A 23417-nucleotide genomic window follows, 5' to 3' on the forward strand; every position below is an offset into this window, starting at 1 on the left:
GCGCACCATGAGCAGCACGCGCTCGGCAGCGCATCCCGCGGCAGCATCCTCGATCGCGCCCCGCCCCAGCGGCCGCGCCACCGGGCGCTGGGCCGAAGTGGGTCTTCTCGTCGTCGCCCTGGTCATCGGGCTGGGCGGCTTCGTGCTGACCGCGCTGAACCGCACCGGCTCCTCCCCGGCGCAGATTCTCCAGCTCGGCGGGGCCCTCGTGGCCGTCGCCGTCGTCGTCCACCTGTGGGTGCGGCGCACGGCGCCGTGGGCCGACCCGGTTCTCCTGCCCACCGCCGTCGCCCTCAACGGGCTCGGGCTGGCCATGATCCAGCGGCTGGACCTGTCCTACGCGCGCCTGGGCCAGGCCCACGACTACGCCCCCAAGCAGGCCATGTGGACCGGCATCGGTGTCGCGCTGTTCTGCGCCGTGCTCGTCGTGCGCGACTACCGCCTGCTGCGCCGCTGGGACCGCTGGGCCATGTGGCTGGGCCTGGCCTTCCTCATCCTGCCCTTCATCCCCGGCCTGGGCCAGAACATCAACGGCGCCCAGATCTGGATCCGCCTGGGCCCCATGTCCTTCCAGCCCGCCGAGCTGACCAAGGTGGCGCTGGCGGTCTTCTTCGCCTCCTACCTGGTCTCCAACCGCGACAACCTGGCCCTGGCCGGGCGGCGCATCCTCTTCCTCAACCTGCCGCGCGTGCGCCACCTCGGCCCCCTCATGGTCGTGTGGGGCGTGAGCATCCTGGTGCTCGTCGCCCAGCGCGACCTGGGCTCCTCGGTCCTGCTGTTCGGCCTGTTCGTCGTCACGCTCTACGTCGCCACCGACCGGCCGAGCTGGCTGATCCTGGGCGGCCTGCTGTTCGTGCCCGCCGCCTGGTTCGCCGCCACCCACCTCAACCACGTCCAGCAGCGCATCACGGCGTGGATGAACGCCATGGATCCCGACGTCTACAACGCGCCCGGCGGCTCATGGCAGCTGGTGATGGGCCTGTTCGGCATGGCCTCAGGAGGGGTGCTCGGCTCGGGCTGGGGCGCCGGCTACCCGAACCTGGTCACCTTCGCTAACTCCGACTTCATCGTCGCCTCCATCGGCGAGGAGCTGGGGCTGACGGGGACCCTCGCCATCCTCATGCTCTACCTGCTGCTCATCGAGCGCGGACTGCGCACGGCGATGAGCCTGCGCGACGGCTTCGGCAAGCTGCTCGCCGTCGGGCTGTCCTTCACGATCGCGATCCAGGTCTTCGTCGTCGTCGGGGGCGTCACCCGCCTCATCCCGCTGACGGGCCTGACCACGCCCTTCCTCGCCTACGGCGGGTCCTCCCTGGTGGCGAACTGGATGATCCTGGCCCTGCTGGTGCGGCTGTCGGACGCCGCCAGGCGCCCGGCGACGACGGCGCCTCGCTTCGTCGACACCGCCGAGCTGCCCACCGGCATCCGCAAGCACGTGCTCGACGCCGGTGCCGACTCGGACTCGCCGGGCACCGCCCCGGAGGGCGGACCTGGCCGTTTCGCGGGCTCGGCCGACCCCACCGGCGTCATCAGCCCCGCCGACTTCGACGACCCCGCCGAGCCCGCCGGCTTCGAGGGTTTCGACGACGACGGCCGGCCCGCCGGCCCGCCCACGCCCGTCAAGCCCGCGACCCCCGTCAGGCCCGCCGCGCCCGTGCGCCCCAGCGGCGCTCCCGGCGACGGCGGCTTCGCCGGCTCCAGCGCCCCGGGCAACGGCCCGTCCGGCTCCGGCCGCCCGGCCCGGCCCGGAGGCCCGGGGGGCTTCGCCCGACCGAACGCCTCCGGCCGCCACAGCGCCCGCAGCGCCCAGAGCACTCCCGGCGGCTTCGCCGGCCCTGTCGGCCCTGTCGGCCCCGCCGCACCCGCCAGCCCCTCGGCCGCGCCCTCGCCGCCTCACGCGGCCGGGCCCGGCTACCCCGACCCGCCCCGGAGCGCTGCGCCGGGCCGTACCGGCTCCTTCGAGCGCCCCCGCCGCCCCGGGCCCCCACCGGACGACCCCTACGCCACCACCTTCATCGACACCGAGGAGGAGCAGCCGTGAACCGACAGATCCACCAGGTCACCGTCCTGGTCGTCATCATGTTCCTGGCGCTGTCAGCCTCCTTGACGAGCGTGCAGGGGCTGGCGCGCCCGGCCCTGTGGGAGTCCTCCAGCGCCCAGGGCACGCTGGTGACCGACTCTCGCAACTCCCGCACGGTCTACGCGGAGTTCGGCACCGACCGCGGCCAGATCATGGTCGGGGGGACCGCCGTGGCCGACTCGGTGAAGTCGGACGACGCCTACTCCTACCAGCGCACCTATCCCGGCGGGGAGCTCTACGGCCCCCTGACCGGCTACTTCTCCACCGTCTTCGCCTCCATGACAGGACTCGAACGCGCCGAGAACTCGGTGCTCAACGGCCAGGACCCCTCCCTGTTCTCCAGCCGCGTCAAGGCCGTCATCACCGGGGAGTCCCAGCAGGGCGGCGCCATCGAGCTGACCATCGACCCCACGGTGCAGCAGGCCGCCTGGGATGCCCTGGGGGGCCGCCGGGGGAGCGTCGTCGCGCTCAACCCGTCCACCGGCGCCATCCTCGCCATGGTCTCCTCCCCCTCCTACGACCCCACCCAGATCGCCTCCCACGACGGCGGCACCGCCCAGGCCGCGTGGGACACCCTGAACAACGACGCGGGCAAGCCCCTGGTCAACCGCGCCATCGGCGGCGACCGATACCCGCCGGGATCGACCTTCAAGATCCTCACCGTGGCCGCCGCCCTGCGCAGCGGGAAGGCTGACGCGAACACCGAGGTGGAGGCCCCCGACACCCTCACCCTGCCGGGCACGACCCACGCCCTGTCGAACTACGCCGGCGAGTCCTGCGGCAATGGGAAGGTCACCCTGTCCTACGCCTTCGCCGAGTCCTGCAACACGCCCTTCGCGCAGCTGGCCATGGACGTGGGCGACAAGGCCCTGTCCGATGAGGCCACGGCCTGGGGATTCGGGGAGTCCGAGTCCATCCCCCTGGACGTGACGCCCTCGACCTACCCCGCCACCTCCTCCGACGCCGAGACGGCCATGGCCGGGATCGGGCAGGCCTCGGTCCGGGCCACGCCGCTCATGATGGCCCAGGTCGCCGAGACCATTGCCAACGGCGGCAAGCAGATGAGGCCCTACCTCGTGTCACAGACGCTCGACCCGGACCTCAACGTGGTGAGCACCACCAGCCCGAAGGAGGCCCGCGCCCCGATCTCCTCGCAGACCGCGCAGACCCTGTCCTCCCTCATGCAGCAGGCCGTCAGCGACGGCACGGGCTCCAGCGCCCAGGTCGCCGGGGTGTCCGTCGCGGGCAAGACCGGCACGGCCGAGACCGGCTCGGACGAGGGCGGTCCCGTCACCTGGTTCGTCGGCTTCGCCGGGACGGACCTGAACAAGCCCTCGATCGCCCTGGCCGTCGTTCTCGACGGCGGGGAGCAGACGGCGGCCAACGGCACCGGCGGCTCGGTCGCCGGGCCGATCGCGGCCAGCGTCATCGATGCGGCGGTGGACCAGTGAAGCCCGCCGTCGGGCTGGAGCTCCAGGGACGCTACCAGCTGGTCGAACGGATCGCCCTGGGAGGCATGGGGGAGGTCTGGCGCGCCACCGACCTGCGCAGCGGGCGGGCGGTCGCCGCCAAGATCCTGCGCCCCGAGCTGGCGGGCGACGAGATCTTCCTGACGCGCCTGCGGGCCGAGGCGACGAACTCCCGCGGGCTGCGCCACCCCAACCTCGCCGTCGTCCTGGACGCTGGCGAGCGCGACGGCTCGGGCTGGATCATTATGGAGCTCGTCCAGGGGCGGGCGCTGTCCGACATCATCGCCGAGAAGGGCACCCTGCCGCCCGCCCAGATCCTGCCGATCCTCGCCCAGGTCGCCCGGGCCCTCCAGGTCGTGCACGACTCCGGCGTCATCCACCGCGACGTCAAGCCCTCCAACATCCTCATCAACCGGGAGGGGCTGGCCAAGCTCACCGACTTCGGCATCTCCACCGGCGTCAACCAGCGCCCGCTGACGGCCACCGGCATGGTCATGGGCACGGCCCAGTACCTGGCCCCCGAGCAGGCCATGGGCAATATGGCCACCGCGGCCGGGGACCTGTACGCGCTGGGGATCATCGCCTACGAGGCCCTGGTCGGCCACCGGCCCTTCACGGGCACCACCCAGGTGGATATCGCCTTCGCCCACGTCAACGAGCCGGTCCCGCCCCTGCCCGCCTCGATCCCGGCCGAGGTCAGCGACGTCGTCATGGACCTGCTCGCCAAGAGGCCCGCGGACCGCCCCCGCACGGCCCGCGAGGTCGCGCGGCGCCTGGACCGCATTGTCGTCAACCTGCCCGCGGACTCATGGGACCCGCGGCAGACCCCGACCTGGGCCTCCACGGGGCGCCGCGTCGACCGCTCCCGCCCCGAGAGCGCCACGCCGACCCGCCGCGCCGCGGGCGCACCCGACTCGGGCCCCCGGTCCGCTTCTGCGCCGCGGCACCGGCGTCACGCCCGCCACGCCGGCGACGAGCACGGCGAGCCCGCCCGCCGCACCGGCAGGCGGGTCGCCTCGAGCACCCCGGCGTCCCCGGGCGCGGGAGCCCCGCGCGCGGGCGCCTCGGGCGCCCCCGGAACCTCGACCCGCGCCATCCCCGCCGCCGAGCGCACGCGCACAGCGGCGGCCAGCGCCCTCGAGATCGACCCCTGCCCAACGCGCCACGCCTCCGGGCGCGGCCTGTTCGGTCTGCCCCTGGTCCACGTCCGGCTGATCATCATTGTCGCGGTCGCTGTACTGACTCTTCTCGCCATTGCCATTACCGCGGGTACCCTTACGTCAGCACAGTCGGACACTCCCCGCGGGCAGGCCGTCGGGTCCGTCATCCCACCACAGGAGGCACTGTGACCGGTCAGTTCCCCCAGGTCCTCGCAGGCCGCTACGAGATCCGAGACCTCATCGGACGCGGCGGCATGGCCGAGGTGCACCTCGGCTACGACAAGCGCCTGTCACGCATTATCGCAATCAAGTTGCTGCGCTCCGACATCGCCGGCGACCCCACCTTTCAGGCGCGCTTCCGCCGCGAGGCCCAGTCGGCCGCGGCCCTGAACCACCCGACCATCGTCGCCGTCTACGACTCCGGCGAGGAGGAGATCACTGCGCCCAACGGGGCGACCCGCTCGGTGCCCTACATCGTCATGGAGTACGTCGAGGGCCACACGGTCCGCGAGCTCCTCGGCGACGGGGACGCCGTCCCCATCCCGGAGGCGGTCGAGATCACGACGGGCGTGCTGGACGCCCTAGAGTACTCCCACCGCGCGGGCATCGTGCACCGGGACATCAAGCCCGGTAACATCATGCTGACCTCCACCGGCGCGGTGAAGGTCATGGACTTCGGCATTGCGCGCGCCATGGAGGACTCCTCGGCGACGGTCACCCAGACGCACGCCGTCGTCGGCACCGCCCAGTACCTCTCCCCGGAGCAGGCGCGCGGCGAGGTTGTCGACGCCCGCTCCGACCTGTACTCCACCGGCTGCCTGCTCTACGAGCTGCTGACCGGACAGCCGCCCTTCACAGGGGACTCCGCGGTCGCGATCGCCTACCAGCACGTGCGCGAGATCCCCAAGCCGCCGTCGGCCCTGGCAGCGGACGTGCCCGAGTCCCTCGACCGGGTCGTCCTGAAGGCCCTGGCCAAGGCCCGCGACGACCGCTACCAGGACGCCGCCCACATGCGCAACGAGCTCCTGGCGGCGGCGCGGGGCATGGCCGTGAGCGCGCCCGCCACCGACACCTGGCAGGCCCCCGCCGCCCTGTCCTCGCCCTCGACGACGGCGCTCTCGCCCGCTCCCGCCCCGGGGCCGCCGAGCCCCGCCCAGCCCCCGGTCAGCCCCGATCGGAGTACCGAGAACAAGCAGCCCCGCCGTCGCTGGTGGGTATGGGTGCTGCTGCTCATCCTCCTCATCCTGGTGGGCAGTCTCATCGGCCTGGCCGCCTCTGGCCTCATAGGGGGCAAGCCCAGCCCCACGCCCACACCGACGGCGACCGCCGCGACCGTGCCGGACGTGTCCGGCATGACGGAGGACGATGCCAAGAGCGCCATTGAAGGACTCGGCCTGACCTACAACAGGGGCCAGGACGTCCCCTCGGACACGGTCAAGGAGGGCCTGGCCGTCTCCTCCGACCCGGGAGCCGGCACCTCGGCCGTTCTCGGCACCGAGATCACCGTGAGCTTCTCCTCGGGCGCGGCCACGGCCGAGGTCCCCAACGTCGCCGGCATGAGCCAGTCCGAGGCCCGCAAGAAGATCGAGGAAGCGGGCCTGGCCTGGGGCGACGTCACCACCGAGGACTCCCCGAGCACGCAGGAGGGCAATGTCGTGCGCACCAACCCGGCCGCGGGCACCTCGATGTCGCGCGGGGAGACGGTATCGATCGTCGTCTCCTCGGGGCGCACGACCGTGCCCGACGTCGTCGGGAAGAGCCAGGACGAGGCCCAGGCCGCCATTGAGGCCGCGGGCCTGACCTACAACACGACGACGAACGACACGAAGACCACCGATTCATCGAAGAACGACCAGTACATCGTGACCGCGATCGACCCCCAGGCGGGCCAGAGCGTCAATCTGCAGTCCTCCGTCACCCTCACGGTGACGCACTACGTCTACGAGACCGCGCCGAGCCCGAGCCCGACCCCGACTCCCACTGCCACCGGCGGTGCATTGACGCCTCCCAACAAGGGTGACGACAACGGCGGCGGCAACGGTAACAAGGGCGACGGCAAGAACAACCACGGATAGTCCGACGGGGTCGTCTTCGTGGGGCCGGCCGGTCACGCCCGATGCGTGACCGGCCGGCTCCGCGCCAGCAAGCCCGACCACTCCCGCTCGTCACCCCTCCTTTCGCCGAGATCGGTTCAGTTCCGCGCCGAGATCGGTTCTGTGTATCAGGCTTCTCACGAGTCCCGTTAACCACAACGTGCGCGTCGCCGAGTACGGGCCTCTCGACTGCCCCTGATCGCGGTCGAGAGGCGGCCCTCTACGCCCTCCTCACCCCGGCACCCCGCAAGTGCAGGTCGCAGGCCGTAGCGGCGCGCGGCCCGGGTGTCCATCAGAATGACATTAGAGCCCCCAGGCGCCGTCCCCCTCGACGACGCCCTTGCAATGACGCGGTTCTCCGCCAGCACCTCAACGATCCGGGCAGCCAATGTCATTCTGACGGACATCCGCGCACCCCGACACGCCCGGCGCATCGTCACCCGACCCGGCTCTCGCCGGACAGGCCCCCACCCCGCGACCCCCACCTACGACCACGAGCCCACGCCTACGACTGAGTGAAGGGCGACGCGCCCACTCGCGGCCCCCGCCGTCGTCACCGAGATCGGTCCGCGGAGCCTGCCGGTCATCCCCGGCCGCCCCGGAGTCGGTCACGACGACAGACCCCGGGACGCGACAAAGCGATCACCCCACGCACATCTAAGACGGCCAGTGACGCTGAACCCGTGGAGAACCGGCGTGACTCCATGGTTCCACAGAAATGCGGCCCCTCGCACCCGAGGGCGTTGACCGACTCACGGTCGCGCGGGATAATCACTCTCCCAACCAGCAGCGCGCCCCACCCCGGGCCCGCTCGTCTAGACCGTGGCCTCCCCGGAGATGTTCCAGGTGGTGTTGGCCCAGGGGAAGACGACCTCGAAGAGGAAGAGCACCACGATCACCGTCAGGGCCAGGGCCTCAATGGCCTTGAACCAGGCCGGGCCGGGCAGGTGGCGCCAGATCCATCCGTACATCAGTTGACCTCCGGGTCGTTGAGGACCGAGGCGGGGCGCCCCTCGGACCGGGGCATCCAGTAGGAGAACTTCCCGTGGACGACCCACCGGTGGTCGTTGCCCCACTCCCCGGTGGTCAGGGAGTGACAGGTCGTCAGCGTGATGTAGCGATCCACGGGCTGGGCCTCCGGGTCGCCCGGCACCGGAGCGATGACATCGACCTGCGTCGGCTCGACAATGTCGTGAGAGGTGACCGTGTAGACGTACCAGGTGTCCTTGGTGGCGACAATGATCTCATCGCCCTCTTCAAGGGTGTCGATGCGCAGGAAGGAGTTGCCGTTCGTGCGGCGGTGGCCGGCGATCGCGAAGTTGCCGACCTCACCGACCTGCTGGGTGTCCGGGTAGTGGCCGGCCGCCGCCTGGTCCAGGACGTCGGGGCCGGTCCCCTCAATGACCGGCATATTGTTGTTCGTCACGCCGTACCACTTGGGGACGATGAGCATGCCGATAGTCTCGCCGTAGCTGACGGCCTCGAACTCCGGGGGAGGATCGGTGTGCTTGGTGCCCTCCTTCTTGGGAGACTCCACCTGCGTCTCGTGGAAGGCCAGGGTACTGGCCTCGGCTTTCTGGTTCGCGGCGATCCCGGTCCACCACAGCTGCCAGACCAGAAAGAGCGCCACAACGATCCCGACGGTGATGAGGAGCTCCCCGAACCCCGACAGGACCCGATCGAGTGCAGAACGACGACGACGGGGCGGCGGAGCCGCCCTGTGGCGATGAGCTGCCATCAGCCCTCCTGGTGGCCTAGACGTCATGTGCTGTCGGCCAGTCTAGGGGTTTGCGCACCCCGATCACGACTCCCGCACGGTAGATGTCGCCTTATCATCCAAATGATCGATTCCAATAGGACGTGAGCCTGGCTCACGGCTCCCCCTTCGCCGAGATCGGCAGGTCTCCGCGTCGAGATCGGTTCGAGGCGCCGGTCCGCACGGATCCGGGGCTCTCACCCCCTTCCAGGGGCGGGCACGCGGCCCGCAACACGCCCGGCCGGCCGAGGCCGAAGACCTGTCCGACCTCGTCACCCCCGCCGTGGTCGTAAAACGTACGCCCACGCCCCCGAGGTACGCCCACGGGGCTGAGGTACGACCGCGCCGACCGGACAGAGACGAACACCCGGACTCAATCATCTAGGCTAGTCAGCAGGCCCGGCAACGAGTCCGGCTCCCCGTCGTCCCGCCAGTGAGGAGGCCCGCGTGGCCCAGTCGAAGAAGTCCGACTCCGAGAGCCCCAAGAGCTCCAAGAAGAAGTCCGAGAGCCCTAAGAATCCCAGGCGCTCGGGAAACCCCGCCAAGGCGGCCGCGTCGAAGAAGGAGAGGCAGGAGTCGCGGGCCGCCGCGAACCGGGTCTCCCGGGTCCCGGTCAAGGTCAAGCGCACCGGCAGCCCCAACTGGTACGCGCCCACCATGGTGACCCTCATGGTCATCGGGCTGCTGTGGGTCGTGGCGACCTACCTCTTCCAGGGCAAGTATCCGCTGCCGTACTTCCGGTCCCACCACGAGCACGACTGGCTGGCCAACGGCAACCTCTACGTGGGATTCCTCATTATGATGCTCGGCTTCCTGGGGCTCCTGCGCTGGAAGTGAGCGGCGAGAGCAGCATGCGCGGCGCCTAGACCTCCTGCACCCGGTCGGGGTGCGAGCCGGTGCGCAGGCCCCGGTCGAGGGCGTCCAGCGCAGCCATCTGCCCGTCCGACAGCGCGAACGAGAACACGTCGGCGTTGGTGACCATGCGCTCACGGTGCGTCGTCTTCGGAATGACCACCAGGTCGTGCTGCAGGTGCCACCGGATGACGATCTGAGCGGGCGTGACGCCGAGCGCGGCGGCCATGCGAACCACAACCGGATCGTCCAGCAGCCGACCACGCCCCAGGGGCGACCAGGACTCGGTGACAACGCCGAGGCTGCTGTGCAACGCCCGCAGCGGCTCCTGGGAGAGATAGGGGTGGAGCTCAATCTGGTTGACCGCCGGCGTCACCCCAGTGGCCTCGATGATCGTGCGCAGATGATCGGCCTGGAAGTTGGACACGCCGATGGCGCGCACACGGCCCGACTCCAGGATCTCGATCATGGTGCGCCAGGTATCGACCAGGTCGAGACCGGGGGAGTCGGCCATCGGCCAGTGAATGAGGAACAGGTCGAGCACATCCAGGCGCAGGTCGCGCATGGTGGCCTCGAAGCTGCGCAGGGCGTCGTCGCGCCGATGGTTGGGGTTGTTGAGCTTGGAGGTCACCCACAACTGGTCGCGGGGCACTCCCGAGCACGCGATGGCGGCGCCGACGCCGGCCTCGTTGCGGTACATCTGGGCGGTGTCGATATGCCGGTAGCCGACGTCGAGGGCGTCGCGGACCACGCGTTCGACCTGCTCGACGCCGACCTTGTAGGTGCCCAGACCCAGCTGCGGCATCTGCAGGGGAGCGGACTCGTTGGTCCCCCGAATCAGGGAGGCCGGGGGCGTGGGGACGACGGTGTTCATGCTCTTAAGCCTATTGTCCAGGATCTGCGCAGGTCGCCCCAGGCTCGGCGGTGTCCCGCACGACCTGTGCGGGACACCGCCGAGCGTACTCCGGGACGGCCCTCCTGGCTGCCCTACTCAGCCTGGGCCGCGGACCCGCCGTCCTCGTCCTCGGCGGAGTCGGCCCAGTACTCCTCGGCCCACGGGTCCTCCACGGGCTGGCTGCGCCGCCACACGACGTATGCGGCGCCCGCTGCGGCACCGGCCAGCACGAGCCAGCCGAGCGTCTTAAGGACGGGGTGCTTCTTCTTCACGGGAACCTCCGGAATCTCGAGCGCCGCGTTCTTCGCGGCGACGGCGATGCGCTGAGCACGCTCGGTGAGCGTACCCTCTGTGCCGGCCGCGGCCTGAGCGGCGACGGCGGCCCTGTGAGCGGCCGGGGCGTAGTCCTCGACCACCCGGGTACGGGCCTCCTCGACGACGGGCTGTGCGCGCAGCTGGGCCTCCTTGGCGGCCTTGACGACCTCGGTGCGGGCCTTGCTCACGCGAGGAGCCGCCCAGACGGCGGCGCGCTCGGCTCGAGCCGCAATGTTCTCGGCGAGGGCGGCCGCCTCCTGCCGGAGCTGGTCCGTGTCGATCTTCTTGTCGAAGGTCTTGCAAGCCATGATGGTCTCCCTGCTCGGAACGATGAGGTCGCTTGGGGCCCATCGTTCCACTCACAGGCCGTTCGCACCCGCAATCCGGACAGGCGTTTTGCCTGGGGTGAACAGGTCAATCCACAACCGAGCGTCTCAGCGCCGCCGGTGGTACGCGTGCGACGATTGCGGTCATGGAAGCGACACTGCACACCAACCTCGGCGATATCCGCCTCGATCTCTTCGCTGACCAGGCCCCTGAAACGGTCTCGAACTTCGTGGGTCTGGCGACCGGGGAGAAGACCTGGACAGACCCTCGCACGAAGGAGCAGTCCAACGCGCCCCTGTACTCCGGCGTGATCTTCCACCGCGTCATCCCGGGGTTCATGATCCAGGGCGGCGATCCTCTGGGCACCGGCACCGGAGGACCCGGCTACACCTTCGATGATGAGATCGACCCGTCGCTGACCTTCACGCAGCCCTACGTCCTGGCCATGGCCAACGCCGGGCGCCGCCTGGGCAAGGGCACCAACGGCTCCCAGTTCTTCATCACCACGGCGCCCACCGAGTGGCTGCAGGGCAAGCACACGATCTTCGGGGAGGTCGCCGACGACGCCTCCCGCGAGGTCGTCGACAGGATCTCAGCAGTGTCCACCGACCCCCGTGACCGCCCCGTCGAGGACGTCGTCATCAGTTCCGTCACCGTGACCAAGTGACCCGCGCCCCCACCACGCGCTGCACCTCGACGCCGTCGGCCTGCTACGGACCGACGGCGTCGCCGCACTCGCGCCCTCTCCAACCCGCACAGCCCGACAGGAGCACCCATGACTCAGCCCCGCACCAATCCGCCGGATAGTGCCCCGGTGTGCCCGAGACACCCGGACCGGGTCGCCTATGTGCGCTGCCAGCGCTGCAACCGCCCCACCTGCCCCCAGTGCCAGGTGCCGAGCGCCGTCGGCGTGCACTGCGTGGACTGCGCCCGCAGGAGCGCCGCATCCCGTCGAGGCGTGCGCTCCCTCCTGGGCGGGCGGGTGGTGACCGACACCCTGGTCACCAAGGGACTGATCGTCGCCTGCGTGTTGATCTACCTGGCACAGAGGGCCGTGCCTGAGCTCGGCGTCCAGCTCGCCTTCGTGCCGGCGCTGGCGGCCGACCAGCCGTGGCGCTTTATCACGACCGCCTTCCTGCACGCCTCGCCTATGCACCTGGCCTTCAACATGTGGGCCCTGTGGGTGCTGGGCAGCGCCCTGGAGCCGGTGCTGGGACGGTGGCGCTTCACCGCTCTGTACATGCTGAGCGCCGTAGGCGGATCGGCCATGATCTACTGGCTGGCCTGGCCGACGACGCCGTCGGCCTGGGCGGGTCTGACGGTGGGCGCCTCCGGGGCGGTCTTCGGCCTGTTCGCGGCACTGTTCATTATCCAGCGGCGCTTCGGCAGGGACACGACGATGATCGTGGGTCTGCTCGCCCTCAACCTGGTCATCTCCTTCCTGGGGGCGAACATCTCCTGGCAGGGGCACCTGGGAGGGCTCGCGACCGGGGCGCTCGTGTCGACGCTGTACGCGTGGGCCCCGCGGGACAAGCGCACCGTCTACGGGGTGTGGGGGACGGCGGGCATCGCCATCGGACTGGTGGGCCTGATCCTCCTGCGGGCGGGGCTGACGTGACTGGTACGACCACTCGCAGCGCGAGCCTCGAACAGTTATCCACAGGTTTGTTCGAGGCTGTGAATCTGGGGAAGCACACCGCTGTGATTCATCCACAGCTGTGCGCACACCTGTGGAAACACAACGGCGTTATTTTCCACAGGCCCACCCACAGGTGGGGAAAACCCAGCACTGAGGCCGCACGTCTCTCCACCGCTGTGAACACCGCCCGGTGTGCTCGGTTGTCCACCGCTGTGCGTAGAAGCAGATAAACCTTGTGATTTCCTGAGCGTTTGCCCCCAACTACCCGTTACCTTGTTGGTGGTCCGTGGGCCGGCCCGCCGCCATCGGGGCCCCTGGGGCGTGACAGTGACCTGGGACACGGGGCTGACGGTGGGCTGCCTGCCGGAGTGCGTCGGTGCGCCGCGTCGCCGACCTGACGCCCCGGGGGTGCCGGGACCGGCACGCGTGACGCGGCAGTGACCGCCCAGGCCGCCAGGACCGCGCCCCACGCCCTGAGAGCCGTCACCAACTCGGAGGAGGACACCGCGGTGCCGAGCATACTCACCGCATCCGGGGCCTGGGCGCACGCGGGCCCCGCCCCGGGCCCTGGAGAAGGCCCTGGGGCCGCACCCGGGGCGCGACGCGGTCCCGGAGGTCATCGCCACCTGGCGCCGCGCCCGCCAACCTGAGCACTGCCGGACCGACCGGGATCGCCGCCGGGCTCAAGGAGCACAGCCGCCGCCACAGCGCCTGGGCCCAGCAGGCCTGCGACGCCCCGGAGAAGCAGACCGCGGCCCTCACCGGCACCGACGCCGCCGGCGCCGTCCGGCCCACCCGGCTCGCCTTCCTGCACGCCCAGCGGGCCGAGCACCGCGACCGGGCCCGGCGCCCTGGCGGGCGGATCCGCCCTCTCCCGGCCCCCACCACCCGCGACCGGCACCAGGGCCCCGACCACCGCAGCACTCCTGGCCGAGACACCGAGCAGGACCTCCACCACCGCCCACCCGACCTCCCGCACCCGGCCCGTCACCCGTCACCGGAAGACCGGGAACCTCCATACGGGCGAGCATACGGGGCGAGCACGTCTCCACGCCGGCAGCAAGAGACTCAAACGAGCCCTGCTCGACCCCGCCCTCACCTTCCTGCGCCCCGACCCCGTCAGCCGCGCCCACCACCAGCGCAAACCAGACCAGGAAAACACCCGGACCAGGCCTGAGGTGCTTGGTGCTTCTCAGACAGTGGTGGAAAGAGCACTGTTCTTGGGCGATGAGGGTGGAATCTGATAGGGAAGGACCACCCGGAGTCCGCTGAGGCAGAGGTGAGCCCGGAGGCGGTGCGCACCGCCCGTGCGCTCCCAGGGCCCGCCAGTCCGCGCAGCCCCGCCGCAAGGACCCGGCGCCACCGCCCCCGGGCCGCGACAGCCAGTACACCGCCGCCCGGTACCTGGAGGGATACGGCACTCGCCCCTCGGTGGGAAGAACCGGGGTGCGCTGGGCGGACGCCTGGGCGGAGTCCTTCAATGCGACACTGAAGAACGAGAGAGTCCACCAGATGGTCCACCACCGCAAGAAACACCGCAAGAAACACCGCAAGAAACAAGGCCATCCGGGATACTGCCTCCTGAATCGAACTGGAATACAATCAGAAACGTCTCCACTCCGCCCTGGGTCACAGGACACCCGGCGAGGCCGACCAGGAGCACCGAGGAACAGGACAGGCATCCTGAAACACAGCTCTTAAAGCCACCCGAGACACGCCCGGCAGTCCGCTGACCAGGCGCTCTGCCAGCGCATCGAGATCACCGAAAACGAGGAGGCGGCGAGCCGACTCGCCGAGCCGCTCGCGCCCTCACCCCCGCGTCCCCAGAGGATGCCGGGTGCTCTACTACGTCATCAATTGTGGAGCTAACGGGACTCGAACCCGTAACCCCCTGCTTGCAAAGCAGGTGCGCTACCAATTGCGCCATAGCCCCTGGGAGGTCGGCAGTGATGCCGACGGCGAGTCATCTACTCGACCGGGTCAGTGACCTCGGCCCATGCGGCGCGCTCGGCGCGCGCCGCCTCGATCCTCAGCCACACCGCGTAGGACACGATTCCGAGGAATGAGAAAACCGCGGCTGACACGAGCAACCGGTTCCTCATGAACCCTCCTCATCGTCCACCGCGGGGGTGGGCCTAGCTGGACTCGAACCAGCGACCTCATCCTTATCAGGGATGCGCTCTAACCAACTGAGCTATAGGCCCGGTGACGCGGAAGAGGGTATCCCACCGCGTCGACCGCCTCCAAATCGAGTCAGTCGTCCGCCAGTGTGAGATGAATCCCACCGACGAGTGTCGCGGTCAGGTTGTAGAGGAACGCCGTCACCGTGGACAGGGCGGTGGTCAGAGCCACGTTCACCACACCGATAATGGTGGCCATTGAGACCGTCTGCTTGAGGGCCAGGTACTGCAGGAGCGTCGTGTAGGCGTTGTTGTCGGTCTGCATGATCGTGCTGGCGAGCTCCTTGATGGTGGAGAACACGTGCAGGGCGTCGAGCATGTACCACACGAAGATGGCGGCGACCACGAACATAATGCCCGCCGCCACGCTCAGCATGAAGGAGACCTTCATGATCGACCAGGGATCGACACGGGTCAGGGACAGCCGGACACGTCGCGGACCGGCGATCGTCTTGGCTGACTTACTACCGGACTTCCCGGTGCTCTGGGAAGCGCTGTCTCCCCCCATGGGCGGGAAGGACTCCGACTGGCTCATGCCTGGACCTCACTCTCGTCGTCGCCCGAGCCTACCGCCTCAGCCTCACCCGGCGCAGCGGTGTTGGCAACTGTCATAGCCGAGTCCTCTCCGGCGGGCTCCCCGGCCGCGGGCTCCCCACCCACAGCCCCGTCCCCAGCCCCGTCCCCGGCCGCGGGTCCGTCGCCCTCGAGCTCGCGCTCGGTACTGCGGGCCACGGCGATGATCCGGTCGCCGTCGTCGGGCTTGGCGAAGGTCACGCCCTGCGTGGCGCGCCCGGTGCGGGAGACCTCGGCCACGGCCGAGCGCACCACCTTGCCCGAGGCCATAATGCACAGGACCTCGTCGCGGGGCGCGGTCACCAGCGCCCCGACCAGGTCGCCGCGTGCCTCGACGAGGTTGGCGACCTTGACCCCCAGTCCGCCGCGCCCCTTGGTGGGGTAGTCGGCGACGGCGGTGCGCTTGGCGTAGCCGCCCTCGGTGACGACGAACAGGTCGGCCTCGGCCCACTGCGGGTCGATCACGCCCATGGCCAGCAGTGAGTCGCCCTCCCGGAAGCGCATACCGGTGACGCCGGAGGTCGCCCGGCCGGTGGGCCGCAGGGTCTCGTCGTCGGCGTGGAAGCGCAGCGACTGGCCGTGGCGGGAGACGAGCAGGAGGTCCTGGCCGGCGCACAGCAGGGAGGCGGAGACGAGCTCGTCGCTGACCCCGTCCCCGTTCGCGCGCAGGTTGATGGCGATGACGCCGCCGGAGCGGTTGGAGTCGTACTCGCCCAGGCGGGTCTTCTTCACCAGGCCGCGGCGGGTGGCCAGGACCAGGTAGTCGGCCTGGCCGTAGTCGCCCAGCTCCATGACCTGGGCGATCTCCTCGCCGGGCTGGAAGGCCAGCAGGTTGGCCACGTGCTGGCCCTTGGCGTCGCGCCCGCCCTCGGGCAGCTCGTAGGCCTTGGCGCGGTAGACGCGGCCCAGGTTGGTGAAGAACAGCAGCCAGCGGTGGGTGGTGGTGACGAAGAAGTGGTCGACGACGTCGTCCTGGCGCAGCGCGGCGCCCCGGATGCCCTTGCCGCCGCGGTGCTGGGAGCGGTAGGCGTCGGTGCGGGTGCGCTTGGCGTAGCCGGAGCGGGTGATGGTGACCACCACGTCCTCCTCGGGGATGAGGTCCTCCATGCTCATCTCCCCGTCGAAGGGCACGATGCGAGTGCGGCGCTCGTCGCCGTACCTGCTCACGATCTCGGCCAGCTCCTCGGAGACGATGGCGCGCTGGCGCTGCGGGGAGGCGATAATGTCGCGCAGGTCGATGACCCTGGCCCGCAGGTCCTCACTCTCCTGCTGGATCTTGAGGCGCTCCAGGGCGGCCAGGCGGCGCAGCTGGAGGGAGAGGATGGCCTCGGCCTGGGCCTCGTCGACGCCGAGCAGGCCCATGAGGCCGACCCGCGCCTCCTCGGTGGTGGGCGAGCGGCGGATGAGGGCGATGACGGCGTCCAGGGCGTCGATGGCCTTGAGCAGGCCCTCCAGAATGTGGAGGCGCTCCTCGGCCTTGCGCAGGCGGTAGCGCGAGCGGCGCACGATGACATCGATCTGGTGGGCGACCCAGTGGCGCACGAAGCCGTCCAGGCTCAGGGTGCGCGGCACCCCGTCGACCAGGGCCAGCATGTTGGCGGGGAAGTTGTCCTGAAGCTGGGTGCGCTTGTACAGGTTGTTGAGGACGACCTTGGCGACGGCGTCGCGCTTGAGGACGATGACGAGCCTCTGGCCGGTCCGCCCGGAGGTCTCGTCGCGGATGTCGGCGATGCCGCCGACCTGCCCGTCGCGCACGAGCTGGGCGATCTTGTCGGCCAGGTTGTCGGGGTTGACCTGGTAGGGCAGCTCGGTGACCACCAGGCACTGGCGGCCCTGGATCTCCTCGACGCTCACCACGGCCCGCTGGGTGATGGAGCCGCGCCCAGTGCGGTAGGCGTCCTCGATGCCCCGGCGGCCCAGGATGGTGGCGCCGGTGGGGAAGTCGGGGCCGGGGATGCGCTCGATGAGAGCCTCCAGCAGCTCCTCGCGGGAGGCGTCGGGGTGCTCCAGGAACCACTGGACGCCGGCGGCGATCTCGCGCAGGTTGTGCGGGGGGATGCGCGTGGCCATGCCCACCGCGATGCCCTCGGAGCCGTTGACCAGGAGGTTGGGGAAGCGCGCGGGCAGGATGACCGGCTCCTGGTTGCGCCCGTCGTAGTTGTCCTGGAAGTCGACGCTCTCCTCGTCGATGTCGCGGACCATCTCCATGGCCAGCGGCGCCATCTTGCACTCGGTGTATCGGGGGGCGGCGGGCCCCAGGTTTCCCGGCGTGCCGAAGTTGCCCTGCCCGGCCACCAGCGGGTAGCGCAGCGACCACCACTGCACCAGGCGCGCCAGGGCGTCGTAGATGGCGGCGTCGCCGTGCGGGTGGTAGTTCCCCATGACCTCGCCCACGACGCGCGAGGACTTGGAGAAGGAGGCGCTGGGGCGGTAGCCGCCGTCGTACATGGCGTACAAGACGCGGCGGTGGACCGGTTTGAGGCCGTCGCGCACGTCCGGCAGGGCGCGCCCCACGATGACGCTCATGGCGTAGTCGAGGTAGGAGCGCTGCATCTCCATCTGGAGGTCGACCGGCTGGATGCGGTCGCGGGCGGGCTGCTCGAGCTCGGTGGTGGTCTCGTCGCTCAACGTGTGTCCTTTGGTGTCGTGAAGTCAGGGAGTCGATCGGTGCGTGCGCCCGACGGCGGGGGCCTGCCGGGCCGCCCGGGCCCGGCAGGCCGGGTCCTCAGATGTCGAGGAAGCGCACGTCCGCGGCGTTGCGCTGGATGAAGGAGCGGCGCTGCTCGACGTCGTCGCCCATGAGGATGGAGAAGGTCTCGTCGGCGTCGGCGGCCTCGTCGAGGGTGACCTGCTTGAGGATCCGGGTGGTCGGGTCCATGGTGGTCTCCCACAGCTCGTGGTCGTTCATCTCGCCCAGGCCCTTGTAGCGCTGGATGCCGCCCTCCCTGGGCAGGCGGCGCCCGGCCTCGACCCCGACCTTGAGCTTGTCGTCGCGCTCGACGTCGGAGTAGGCGAACTCGTGCTCGGCGCCCACCCATTTGAGCCGGTACAGCGGGGGCATGGCGATGTAGGTGTGGCCGTTCTCAATGAGCGGGCGCATGTAGCGGAACAGGAGGGTCAGCAGCAGGGTGGCGATGTGCTGGCCGTCGACGTCGGCGTCGGCCATGATGACGATCTTGCCGTAGCGCAGCTTGGAGATGTCGAACTCCTCGCCGATGCCGGTGCCGAAGGCGGTGATGAGGCTGCGGATGGTGTCGGAGGACAGGGCCCGGTCCAGGCGCGCCTTCTCCACGTTCAGGATCTTGCCGCGGATGGGCATGATGGCCTGGTGCTCGGGGTCGCGCCCGCCGACGGCGGAGCCGCCGGCCGAGTCGCCCTCGACAATGAAGATCTCGCACTCGGCGGCGTTGCGGGAGGAGCAGTCGCGCAGCTTGCCGGGCATGGAGGCGGACTCCAGGACGCCCTTGCGGCGCGTGGCCTCGCGGGCCTTGCGGGCCGCCAGACGGGCGGCGGCCGCCTGGGTCGCCTTGGCGATGACGGCCCGGGCTTCGACGGGGTGGGAGTCGAACCAGTCGCCGAGCCGGGAGTAGACGGTCTGCTGGACGAAGGTGCGGGCCTCGGTGTTGCCGAGCTTGGTCTTGGTCTGGCCCTCGAACTGCGGCTCGGTGAGCTTGACGGAGATGACGGCGGTCAGCCCCTCGCGGATGTCGTCGCCGGTGAGGTTGTCGTCCTTGTCCTTGAGCAGACCCCTCTCCCGGGCGTACTTGTTGACCAGGGTGGTCAGCGCCGTGCGGAAGCCCTCCTCGTGGGTGCCGCCCTCGGTGGTGTTGATGGTGTTGGCGTAGGTGTGGACCGACTCGGAGTAGGCGGACGTCCACTGCATGGCGATCTCCAGGCTGATGCCGTGGGCGTCGCCCAGGGTCTGCTCGGCCTCGAAGTCGATGATCTCGGGGTGGACGAGCTCGACCTTCTTCGACTTGTTGAGGAAGGCGACGTAGTCGCGCAGGCCGCGGACGTACAGGTAGGTGTCCGAGCGGTGCCCCACCACCGGCTCGTCGGCCGGCCTGGTCTCGTCGCCGGTGATCTCGTCGCCGACGTCGGTCACGCCGGCGCGCTCGTCGGTCAGGGTGATGCGCAGCCCCTTGTTGAGGAAGGCCATCTGCTGGAAGCGGCGTCGCAGCGTCTCGTAGTCGAAGACGACGGTCTCGAAGATGGCGGGATCGGGGTAGAAGGTCTGGGTGGTGCCGGTGGCGGTGGTCTCCTCGCCCTTGACCAGGGGGGTGGTCGGCTTCCCGCCGTCGCCGAAGCTCATGCGCCACACGTGCCCCTGGCGGCGCACCTCGGTGTCGACGCGGGTGGACAGGGCGTTGACGACGGACACGCCGACGCCGTGCAGGCCGCCGGAGACGGCGTAGCCGCCGCCGCCGAACTTGCCGCCGGCGTGGAGGATGGTCATGACGACCTCGACGGTGGGCCGGTGCTCGGTGGGGTGCTCGTCCACGGGGATGCCGCGGCCGTTGTCGACGACCCTGAGGCCGCCGTCGGCCTGGATGGTGACCTCGATGTGGTCGCAGTAGCCGGCCAGGGCCTCGTCGACGGCGTTGTCCACGACCTCGTACACCAGGTGGTGCAGCCCGCGCTCGCCGGTGGAGCCGATGTACATGCCGGGCCGCTTGCGCACAGCCTCGAGCCCCTCAAGGACGGTGATGTCGGAGGCACCGTATTCGGCCGATCCTTGACCGATGTGGGACTCGGCGGCGGTCACAGGCTGGTCCTGGTCAGACACGTGTCAGCTGCTCCTCTTTCTGTGCGCCGGGCGGTCCCGATCCCTCTGGACGCCAGCTGGCGGGCTCGGTCCCGCGGCGTGTAGGTGGGTACCTGCGAATGGCCCAGGGCGCACCATGGGCGTTTCTGAGTCGATTCTAGCGTGAATCGGCATGGAAACCCTTGTCAGACGACGCCTGTCGGGCGTGTGCAACGTCACCAGCGCAGTCACCAGCGCCCCATCCCGTGCGCCCGCCCCGCGACCCGCGCCTTGACAGGCACTCGGAGACGGGATAGTGATTCTCATACCATTAGGTTCGCCTAATCTCGACCTAGAAGAAGGGTGGCCATCTCCCATGTCCGCAGATCCCAAGACTCCCGCGACTCCCACTGCCTCCGCGACATCGACGCCCGCAGCCACGGGTACTGGGCCATCTGGGCCGTCGGGGTCCTCGGCCGGCCGCTCGCTCAAGCCGAAGGACCTCATTACCGTCGGCATCTTCACCGCCCTGTACTTCGTCGTCTTCTTCGGCTTCGGCATGCTCGGCTTTTTCGGGCCCGCCGTTCACGCCGTCGGCATTGTGCTCGGCAGCCTCGCCAACGGCATCGTCTTCGCCCTCTACGTCACCCGCATCCGCAAGCCCGGAATGGTCTTCCTCACCGCCATCGTGTCCTCCCTGCTCATGGTGCTGACCGGCCACGCCTGGACCACGCTGCTCACGGCGGCCGTCTTCTCCGCGCTGGCCGAGCTCGTCCTGGCCGGCGGACGCTACCGCTCCGCCCGCGCCTCGGTGATCGCCTACGGCGTGTTCTCCCTGTGGGTCGCCGGCCCGATGCTGCCCCTGTACTTCCAGCACAACGCCTACATCGCCAACATCAGCAAGCAGATGGGCGAGGACTACGCCCGGGCCTGGGACACCCTGTTCTCCCCGACCTTCATGGCCGGGCTGCTCGTCCTCGTCTTCCTGGCCTCCTGCCTGGGCGGGCTGCTGGGTCAGAAGATGCTGCGCAAGCACTTCGTGCGCGCCGGCATCGCCTGACATGCAGATCCTCGCGGCCTCCGCGCACAGGGGGCGGCTCCGCCTCGACCCCCGCACCAAGCTCCTGCTCGTCATGGTGGTCAACATTGCGGCCCTGACGCGGGTCGATCAGACGGCCTCCCTGGTGGCCTTCGTCTGCGCGGCCCTCCTGCTGGCCACCATCGGGTCATGGCGCGCCCTGGGAATCCAGGCCCTGATCTTCATGGTCTGCCGCGGCACCCAGCTCCTGGGAACGCAGGTCCTGGGCGGGCCGGTGTGGCACACCGTGGGGGCGGTCGGCTTCTTCATGGGCAACTTCGTCACGGTCCTGACCATGGGCGTCTACCTGGTGCGGTCCACGACCCCCTCCGAGCTCATCGAGGGTCTGCGCCGGCTGCGAGCGCCCGACGCCGTCGTCATCCCCCTGGCTGTCATGCTGAGGTTCTTCCCGACCCTGGCCGAGGAGCTCACCGCCGTCGTCCAGGCGGTCAGCCTGCGCCGTCTTCACACGAGCCAGTGGGGGTTCCTGCGCGAGCCGCTGACGACGGTGGAGCACATTATGGTGCCCTTCCTCGTCTCGGCGACCCGGATCGGCGACGAGCTGGCCGCCTCAGCGCTCACCCGGGGCCTGGGCGGGACACGCTCGCGCACCACCATCACCGACCTGCGCTTCCGCACATCCGATGTCGTGGGCCTGGCCATGTCCTTCCTCATTATGCTCGTCTTCGTCAGGGGGGTGATGTCATGACCGACGCGCCTGATACGACCGATGCCCCGACAGACATGATCGGCATTGACCACGTGTCCTTCTCCTACGGCTCTGAGGACGCCGCCGAGAGTCTCAGGAGCATGGTGCTCGGGCTGGAGGACGTGAGCCTGCGCGTCTCACCGGGCGAGTGCGTTCTGCTGTGCGGCCCGAGCGGCTGCGGAAAGTCGACGCTGCTGCGCCTCATCAACGGCCTGGTGCCCAACTTCCACCCCGGCGCCCTCACCGGTGACGTGATGGTCGCGGGGATCAACGCCCCCGCCTCGCCGCTGGACGTGACCGGCCGGCGGGTCGCCACGGTCTTCCAGAACCCCCGCACCCAGTTCTTCACCTCCGAGGTGCGCAGCGAGCTCGCCTTCGGCCCGGAGAACTTCGGAATGGCCCCGGACACGATCCGTGCCCGCCTGGCCGTCTCGGCCAGGCGCACGGGAATCGACGACCTCCTGGACGCCGGCCTCTTCCGCCTCTCGGGCGGCCAGAAGCAGCTTGTGGCCTGCGCCTGCGCCATGGTCGTCGAGCCTCGGGTGCACCTGTTCGACGAGCCCACCTCGAACCTGTCCGCGGAGTCGGTGGACCTTCTGCGCAGCGTGCTCTCCGACCTGCACGCCTCAGGCGCGACCATGGTCATCGCTGAGCACCGCCTGTCCTACCTGCGCGGCATCGTGGACCGCGTGATCCTGCTCGACGGCGGCGGGATCGTGCGCGAGATGCCCGCCGAGCGCCTGTGGGCGATGAGCGAGCAGGAGCGCACCGGCCTGGGGCTGCGCTCGCTCCGCCCGGTGACGCCCATACGCCCCTCCGTCGTCCTGCACGACGCCGGCACCCACGACGCCGGCACCGGCGGGGGCGAGGAGAGGCCGGGGACGAGCACGTCGGACGAGCCCGCCGGCGCGCCGTCGTCCCAGGGCGGGCTCGAGCTGGAGAACCTGCGCTTCTCCTACGGCTCCCACCGGGTTCTCGACATCCCGCGCCTCAGGCTGCCGCGCGGCCGGGTGACCGCGCTGGTCGGCCCCAACGGGGCCGGCAAGTCGACCCTTACGCGCGTGCTGGTCGGCCTGGAGCGGGCCAAAGGGGCGATCCGCCTGGACGGCCGGGTGCTGCGCGCCAAGGAGCGCACAAGGCTCGGCTACGTCGTCATGCAGGACGTCCACCGCCAGCTCTTCGCCGCCGAGGTGCGCGAGGAGCTCGCCCTGGGCGTGCCCGCCGACAAGCTCGACGAGGACCGCATTGAGCGTATCCTGGCCGACCACGGCCTGGCCGAGGTGGCCGGGCGCCACCCCATGTCGCTGTCGGGCGGTCAGAAGCAGCGCCTGGTGATCGCCGCCGCGCAGATGGTCGACAAGGAGGTCTACGTCTTCGACGAGCCCTCCTCGGGCCTGGACTACCGCCACCTGCGCTCCACGGCCCGCACCATCCGCGACCTCGCCGGGTCCAGCAAGGTGGTCGTCGTCGTCACCCACGACGAGGAGCTGCTGGACGCCTGCGCCGACAGCGTCGTTCAGATGCGCCCACTCGCCCCCGCCTGAGCC

18 protein-coding genes and 2 tRNA genes are annotated in these 23417 nt (G+C 70.0%); 10 read left to right on the top strand and 10 right to left on the bottom strand.

Annotated features, from left to right (window positions below; all coding sequences use genetic code 11):
• Nucleotides 1-7 precede the first annotated feature (7 nt).
• From O145_RS04115 to pknB, 4 genes are read left to right on the top strand one after another with little or no spacing between them, the layout of a single operon-like run.
• Entirely contained in the window at nucleotides 8-2041 is a 2034-nt protein-coding gene (locus tag O145_RS04115) for an FtsW/RodA/SpoVE family cell cycle protein (protein WP_043560110.1), read from the top strand.
• A complete protein-coding gene (locus O145_RS04120; RefSeq protein WP_043560113.1) occupies nucleotides 2038-3531 on the top strand; it encodes a peptidoglycan D,D-transpeptidase FtsI family protein in 1494 nt (497 codons plus the stop codon). The genes O145_RS04115 and O145_RS04120 overlap by 4 nt, the downstream gene beginning before the upstream one ends.
• Entirely contained in the window at nucleotides 3528-4898 is a 1371-nt protein-coding gene (locus tag O145_RS04125) for a serine/threonine-protein kinase (RefSeq protein WP_043560116.1), read from the top strand. The genes O145_RS04120 and O145_RS04125 overlap by 4 nt, the downstream gene beginning before the upstream one ends.
• Nucleotides 4895-6784, top strand: coding sequence for a Stk1 family PASTA domain-containing Ser/Thr kinase (pknB, locus tag O145_RS04130; protein WP_043560119.1), 1890 nt, complete (start codon nucleotides 4895-4897; stop codon nucleotides 6782-6784). The genes O145_RS04125 and pknB overlap by 4 nt, the downstream gene beginning before the upstream one ends.
• A gap of 833 nt (nucleotides 6785-7617) precedes the next feature.
• Here pknB and O145_RS18575 read toward each other — a convergent pair.
• Together O145_RS18575 and O145_RS04140 are read right to left on the bottom strand one after the other, a co-directional pair.
• A complete protein-coding gene (locus O145_RS18575; RefSeq protein ID WP_043560122.1) occupies nucleotides 7618-7773 on the bottom strand; it encodes a hypothetical protein in 156 nt (51 codons plus the stop codon).
• Nucleotides 7773-8540, bottom strand: coding sequence for a class E sortase (locus O145_RS04140; protein WP_043560124.1), 768 nt, complete (start codon nucleotides 8538-8540; stop codon nucleotides 7773-7775). The genes O145_RS18575 and O145_RS04140 overlap by 1 nt, the downstream gene beginning before the upstream one ends.
• 465 nt (nucleotides 8541-9005) lie before the next feature.
• On the opposite strand from O145_RS04140, the gene O145_RS04145 reads away from it, so the two are divergent.
• Complete coding sequence (locus O145_RS04145; protein WP_043560126.1) at nucleotides 9006-9395, top strand: cell division protein CrgA; 390 nt, start codon at nucleotides 9006-9008, stop codon at nucleotides 9393-9395.
• 25 nt (nucleotides 9396-9420) lie between these two features.
• Here the strand turns inward: O145_RS04145 and O145_RS04150 are convergent, their stop codons facing one another.
• Together O145_RS04150 and O145_RS04155 are read right to left on the bottom strand one after the other, a co-directional pair.
• Complete coding sequence (locus tag O145_RS04150) at nucleotides 9421-10284, bottom strand: aldo/keto reductase (protein ID WP_043560128.1); 864 nt, start codon at nucleotides 10282-10284, stop codon at nucleotides 9421-9423.
• 113 nt (nucleotides 10285-10397) lie between these two features.
• Nucleotides 10398-10928: a hypothetical protein gene (locus O145_RS04155; RefSeq protein ID WP_052374655.1), complete on the bottom strand. Its 531-nt coding sequence runs from the start codon at nucleotides 10926-10928 to the stop codon at nucleotides 10398-10400.
• A gap of 164 nt (nucleotides 10929-11092) precedes the next feature.
• On the opposite strand from O145_RS04155, the gene O145_RS04160 reads away from it, so the two are divergent.
• Both O145_RS04160 and O145_RS04165 read left to right on the top strand, forming a co-directional pair.
• Nucleotides 11093-11614, top strand: coding sequence for a peptidylprolyl isomerase (locus O145_RS04160; RefSeq protein WP_043560132.1), 522 nt, complete (start codon nucleotides 11093-11095; stop codon nucleotides 11612-11614).
• Between the two features lie 108 nt (nucleotides 11615-11722).
• Nucleotides 11723-12565, top strand: coding sequence for a rhomboid family intramembrane serine protease (locus O145_RS04165; protein WP_043560134.1), 843 nt, complete (start codon nucleotides 11723-11725; stop codon nucleotides 12563-12565).
• A 1881-nt stretch (nucleotides 12566-14446) separates the two neighbouring features.
• Here O145_RS04165 and O145_RS04175 read toward each other — a convergent pair.
• The 6 genes from O145_RS04175 to gyrB form a co-directional block, all read right to left on the bottom strand.
• A tRNA-Ala gene (locus O145_RS04175) sits at nucleotides 14447-14519 on the bottom strand.
• 34 nt (nucleotides 14520-14553) lie between these two features.
• Nucleotides 14554-14688 carry a DLW-39 family protein gene (locus O145_RS18905; protein ID WP_229118341.1) on the bottom strand — a complete coding sequence of 45 codons (135 nt, stop codon included), beginning with the start codon at nucleotides 14686-14688 and terminating at the stop codon, nucleotides 14554-14556.
• A 28-nt stretch (nucleotides 14689-14716) separates the two neighbouring features.
• Nucleotides 14717-14790 (bottom strand) — tRNA-Ile (locus O145_RS04180).
• Between the two features lie 49 nt (nucleotides 14791-14839).
• Nucleotides 14840-15301, bottom strand: coding sequence for a DUF3566 domain-containing protein (locus O145_RS04185; RefSeq protein ID WP_043560139.1), 462 nt, complete (start codon nucleotides 15299-15301; stop codon nucleotides 14840-14842).
• Nucleotides 15298-17967, bottom strand: coding sequence for a DNA gyrase subunit A (gene gyrA, locus O145_RS04190; RefSeq protein ID WP_043560142.1), 2670 nt, complete (start codon nucleotides 17965-17967; stop codon nucleotides 15298-15300). Before gyrA ends, O145_RS04185 begins: the two co-directional genes overlap by 4 nt.
• 97 nt (nucleotides 17968-18064) lie before the next feature.
• Entirely contained in the window at nucleotides 18065-20125 is a 2061-nt protein-coding gene (gene gyrB / locus O145_RS04195; protein WP_411265942.1) for a DNA topoisomerase (ATP-hydrolyzing) subunit B, read from the bottom strand.
• 334 nt (nucleotides 20126-20459) lie between these two features.
• Here gyrB and O145_RS04200 point away from each other — a divergent pair, with 334 nt between their 5' ends.
• Genes O145_RS04200 through O145_RS04210 form a run of 3 tightly spaced genes read left to right on the top strand, consistent with a single transcriptional unit; the run spans nucleotide 20460 to nucleotide 23414 of the window.
• The gene (locus O145_RS04200) at nucleotides 20460-21143 is read left to right on the top strand and encodes an MptD family putative ECF transporter S component (protein WP_043560145.1); all 684 of its coding nucleotides are present in this window, start codon (nucleotides 20460-20462) and stop codon (nucleotides 21141-21143) included.
• Nucleotide 21144: 1 nt separating this feature from the next.
• Nucleotides 21145-21870, top strand: coding sequence for an energy-coupling factor transporter transmembrane component T family protein (locus tag O145_RS04205; RefSeq protein WP_043560147.1), 726 nt, complete (start codon nucleotides 21145-21147; stop codon nucleotides 21868-21870).
• Nucleotides 21867-23414: an ABC transporter ATP-binding protein gene (locus tag O145_RS04210; RefSeq protein WP_229118342.1), complete on the top strand. Its 1548-nt coding sequence runs from the start codon at nucleotides 21867-21869 to the stop codon at nucleotides 23412-23414. The genes O145_RS04205 and O145_RS04210 overlap by 4 nt, the downstream gene beginning before the upstream one ends.
• The last annotated feature ends 3 nt before the right edge of the window (nucleotides 23415-23417 follow it).

The organism is Actinomyces israelii DSM 43320 (assembly GCF_000711965.1).
GTDB lineage: Bacteria > Actinomycetota > Actinomycetes > Actinomycetales > Actinomycetaceae > Actinomyces > Actinomyces israelii.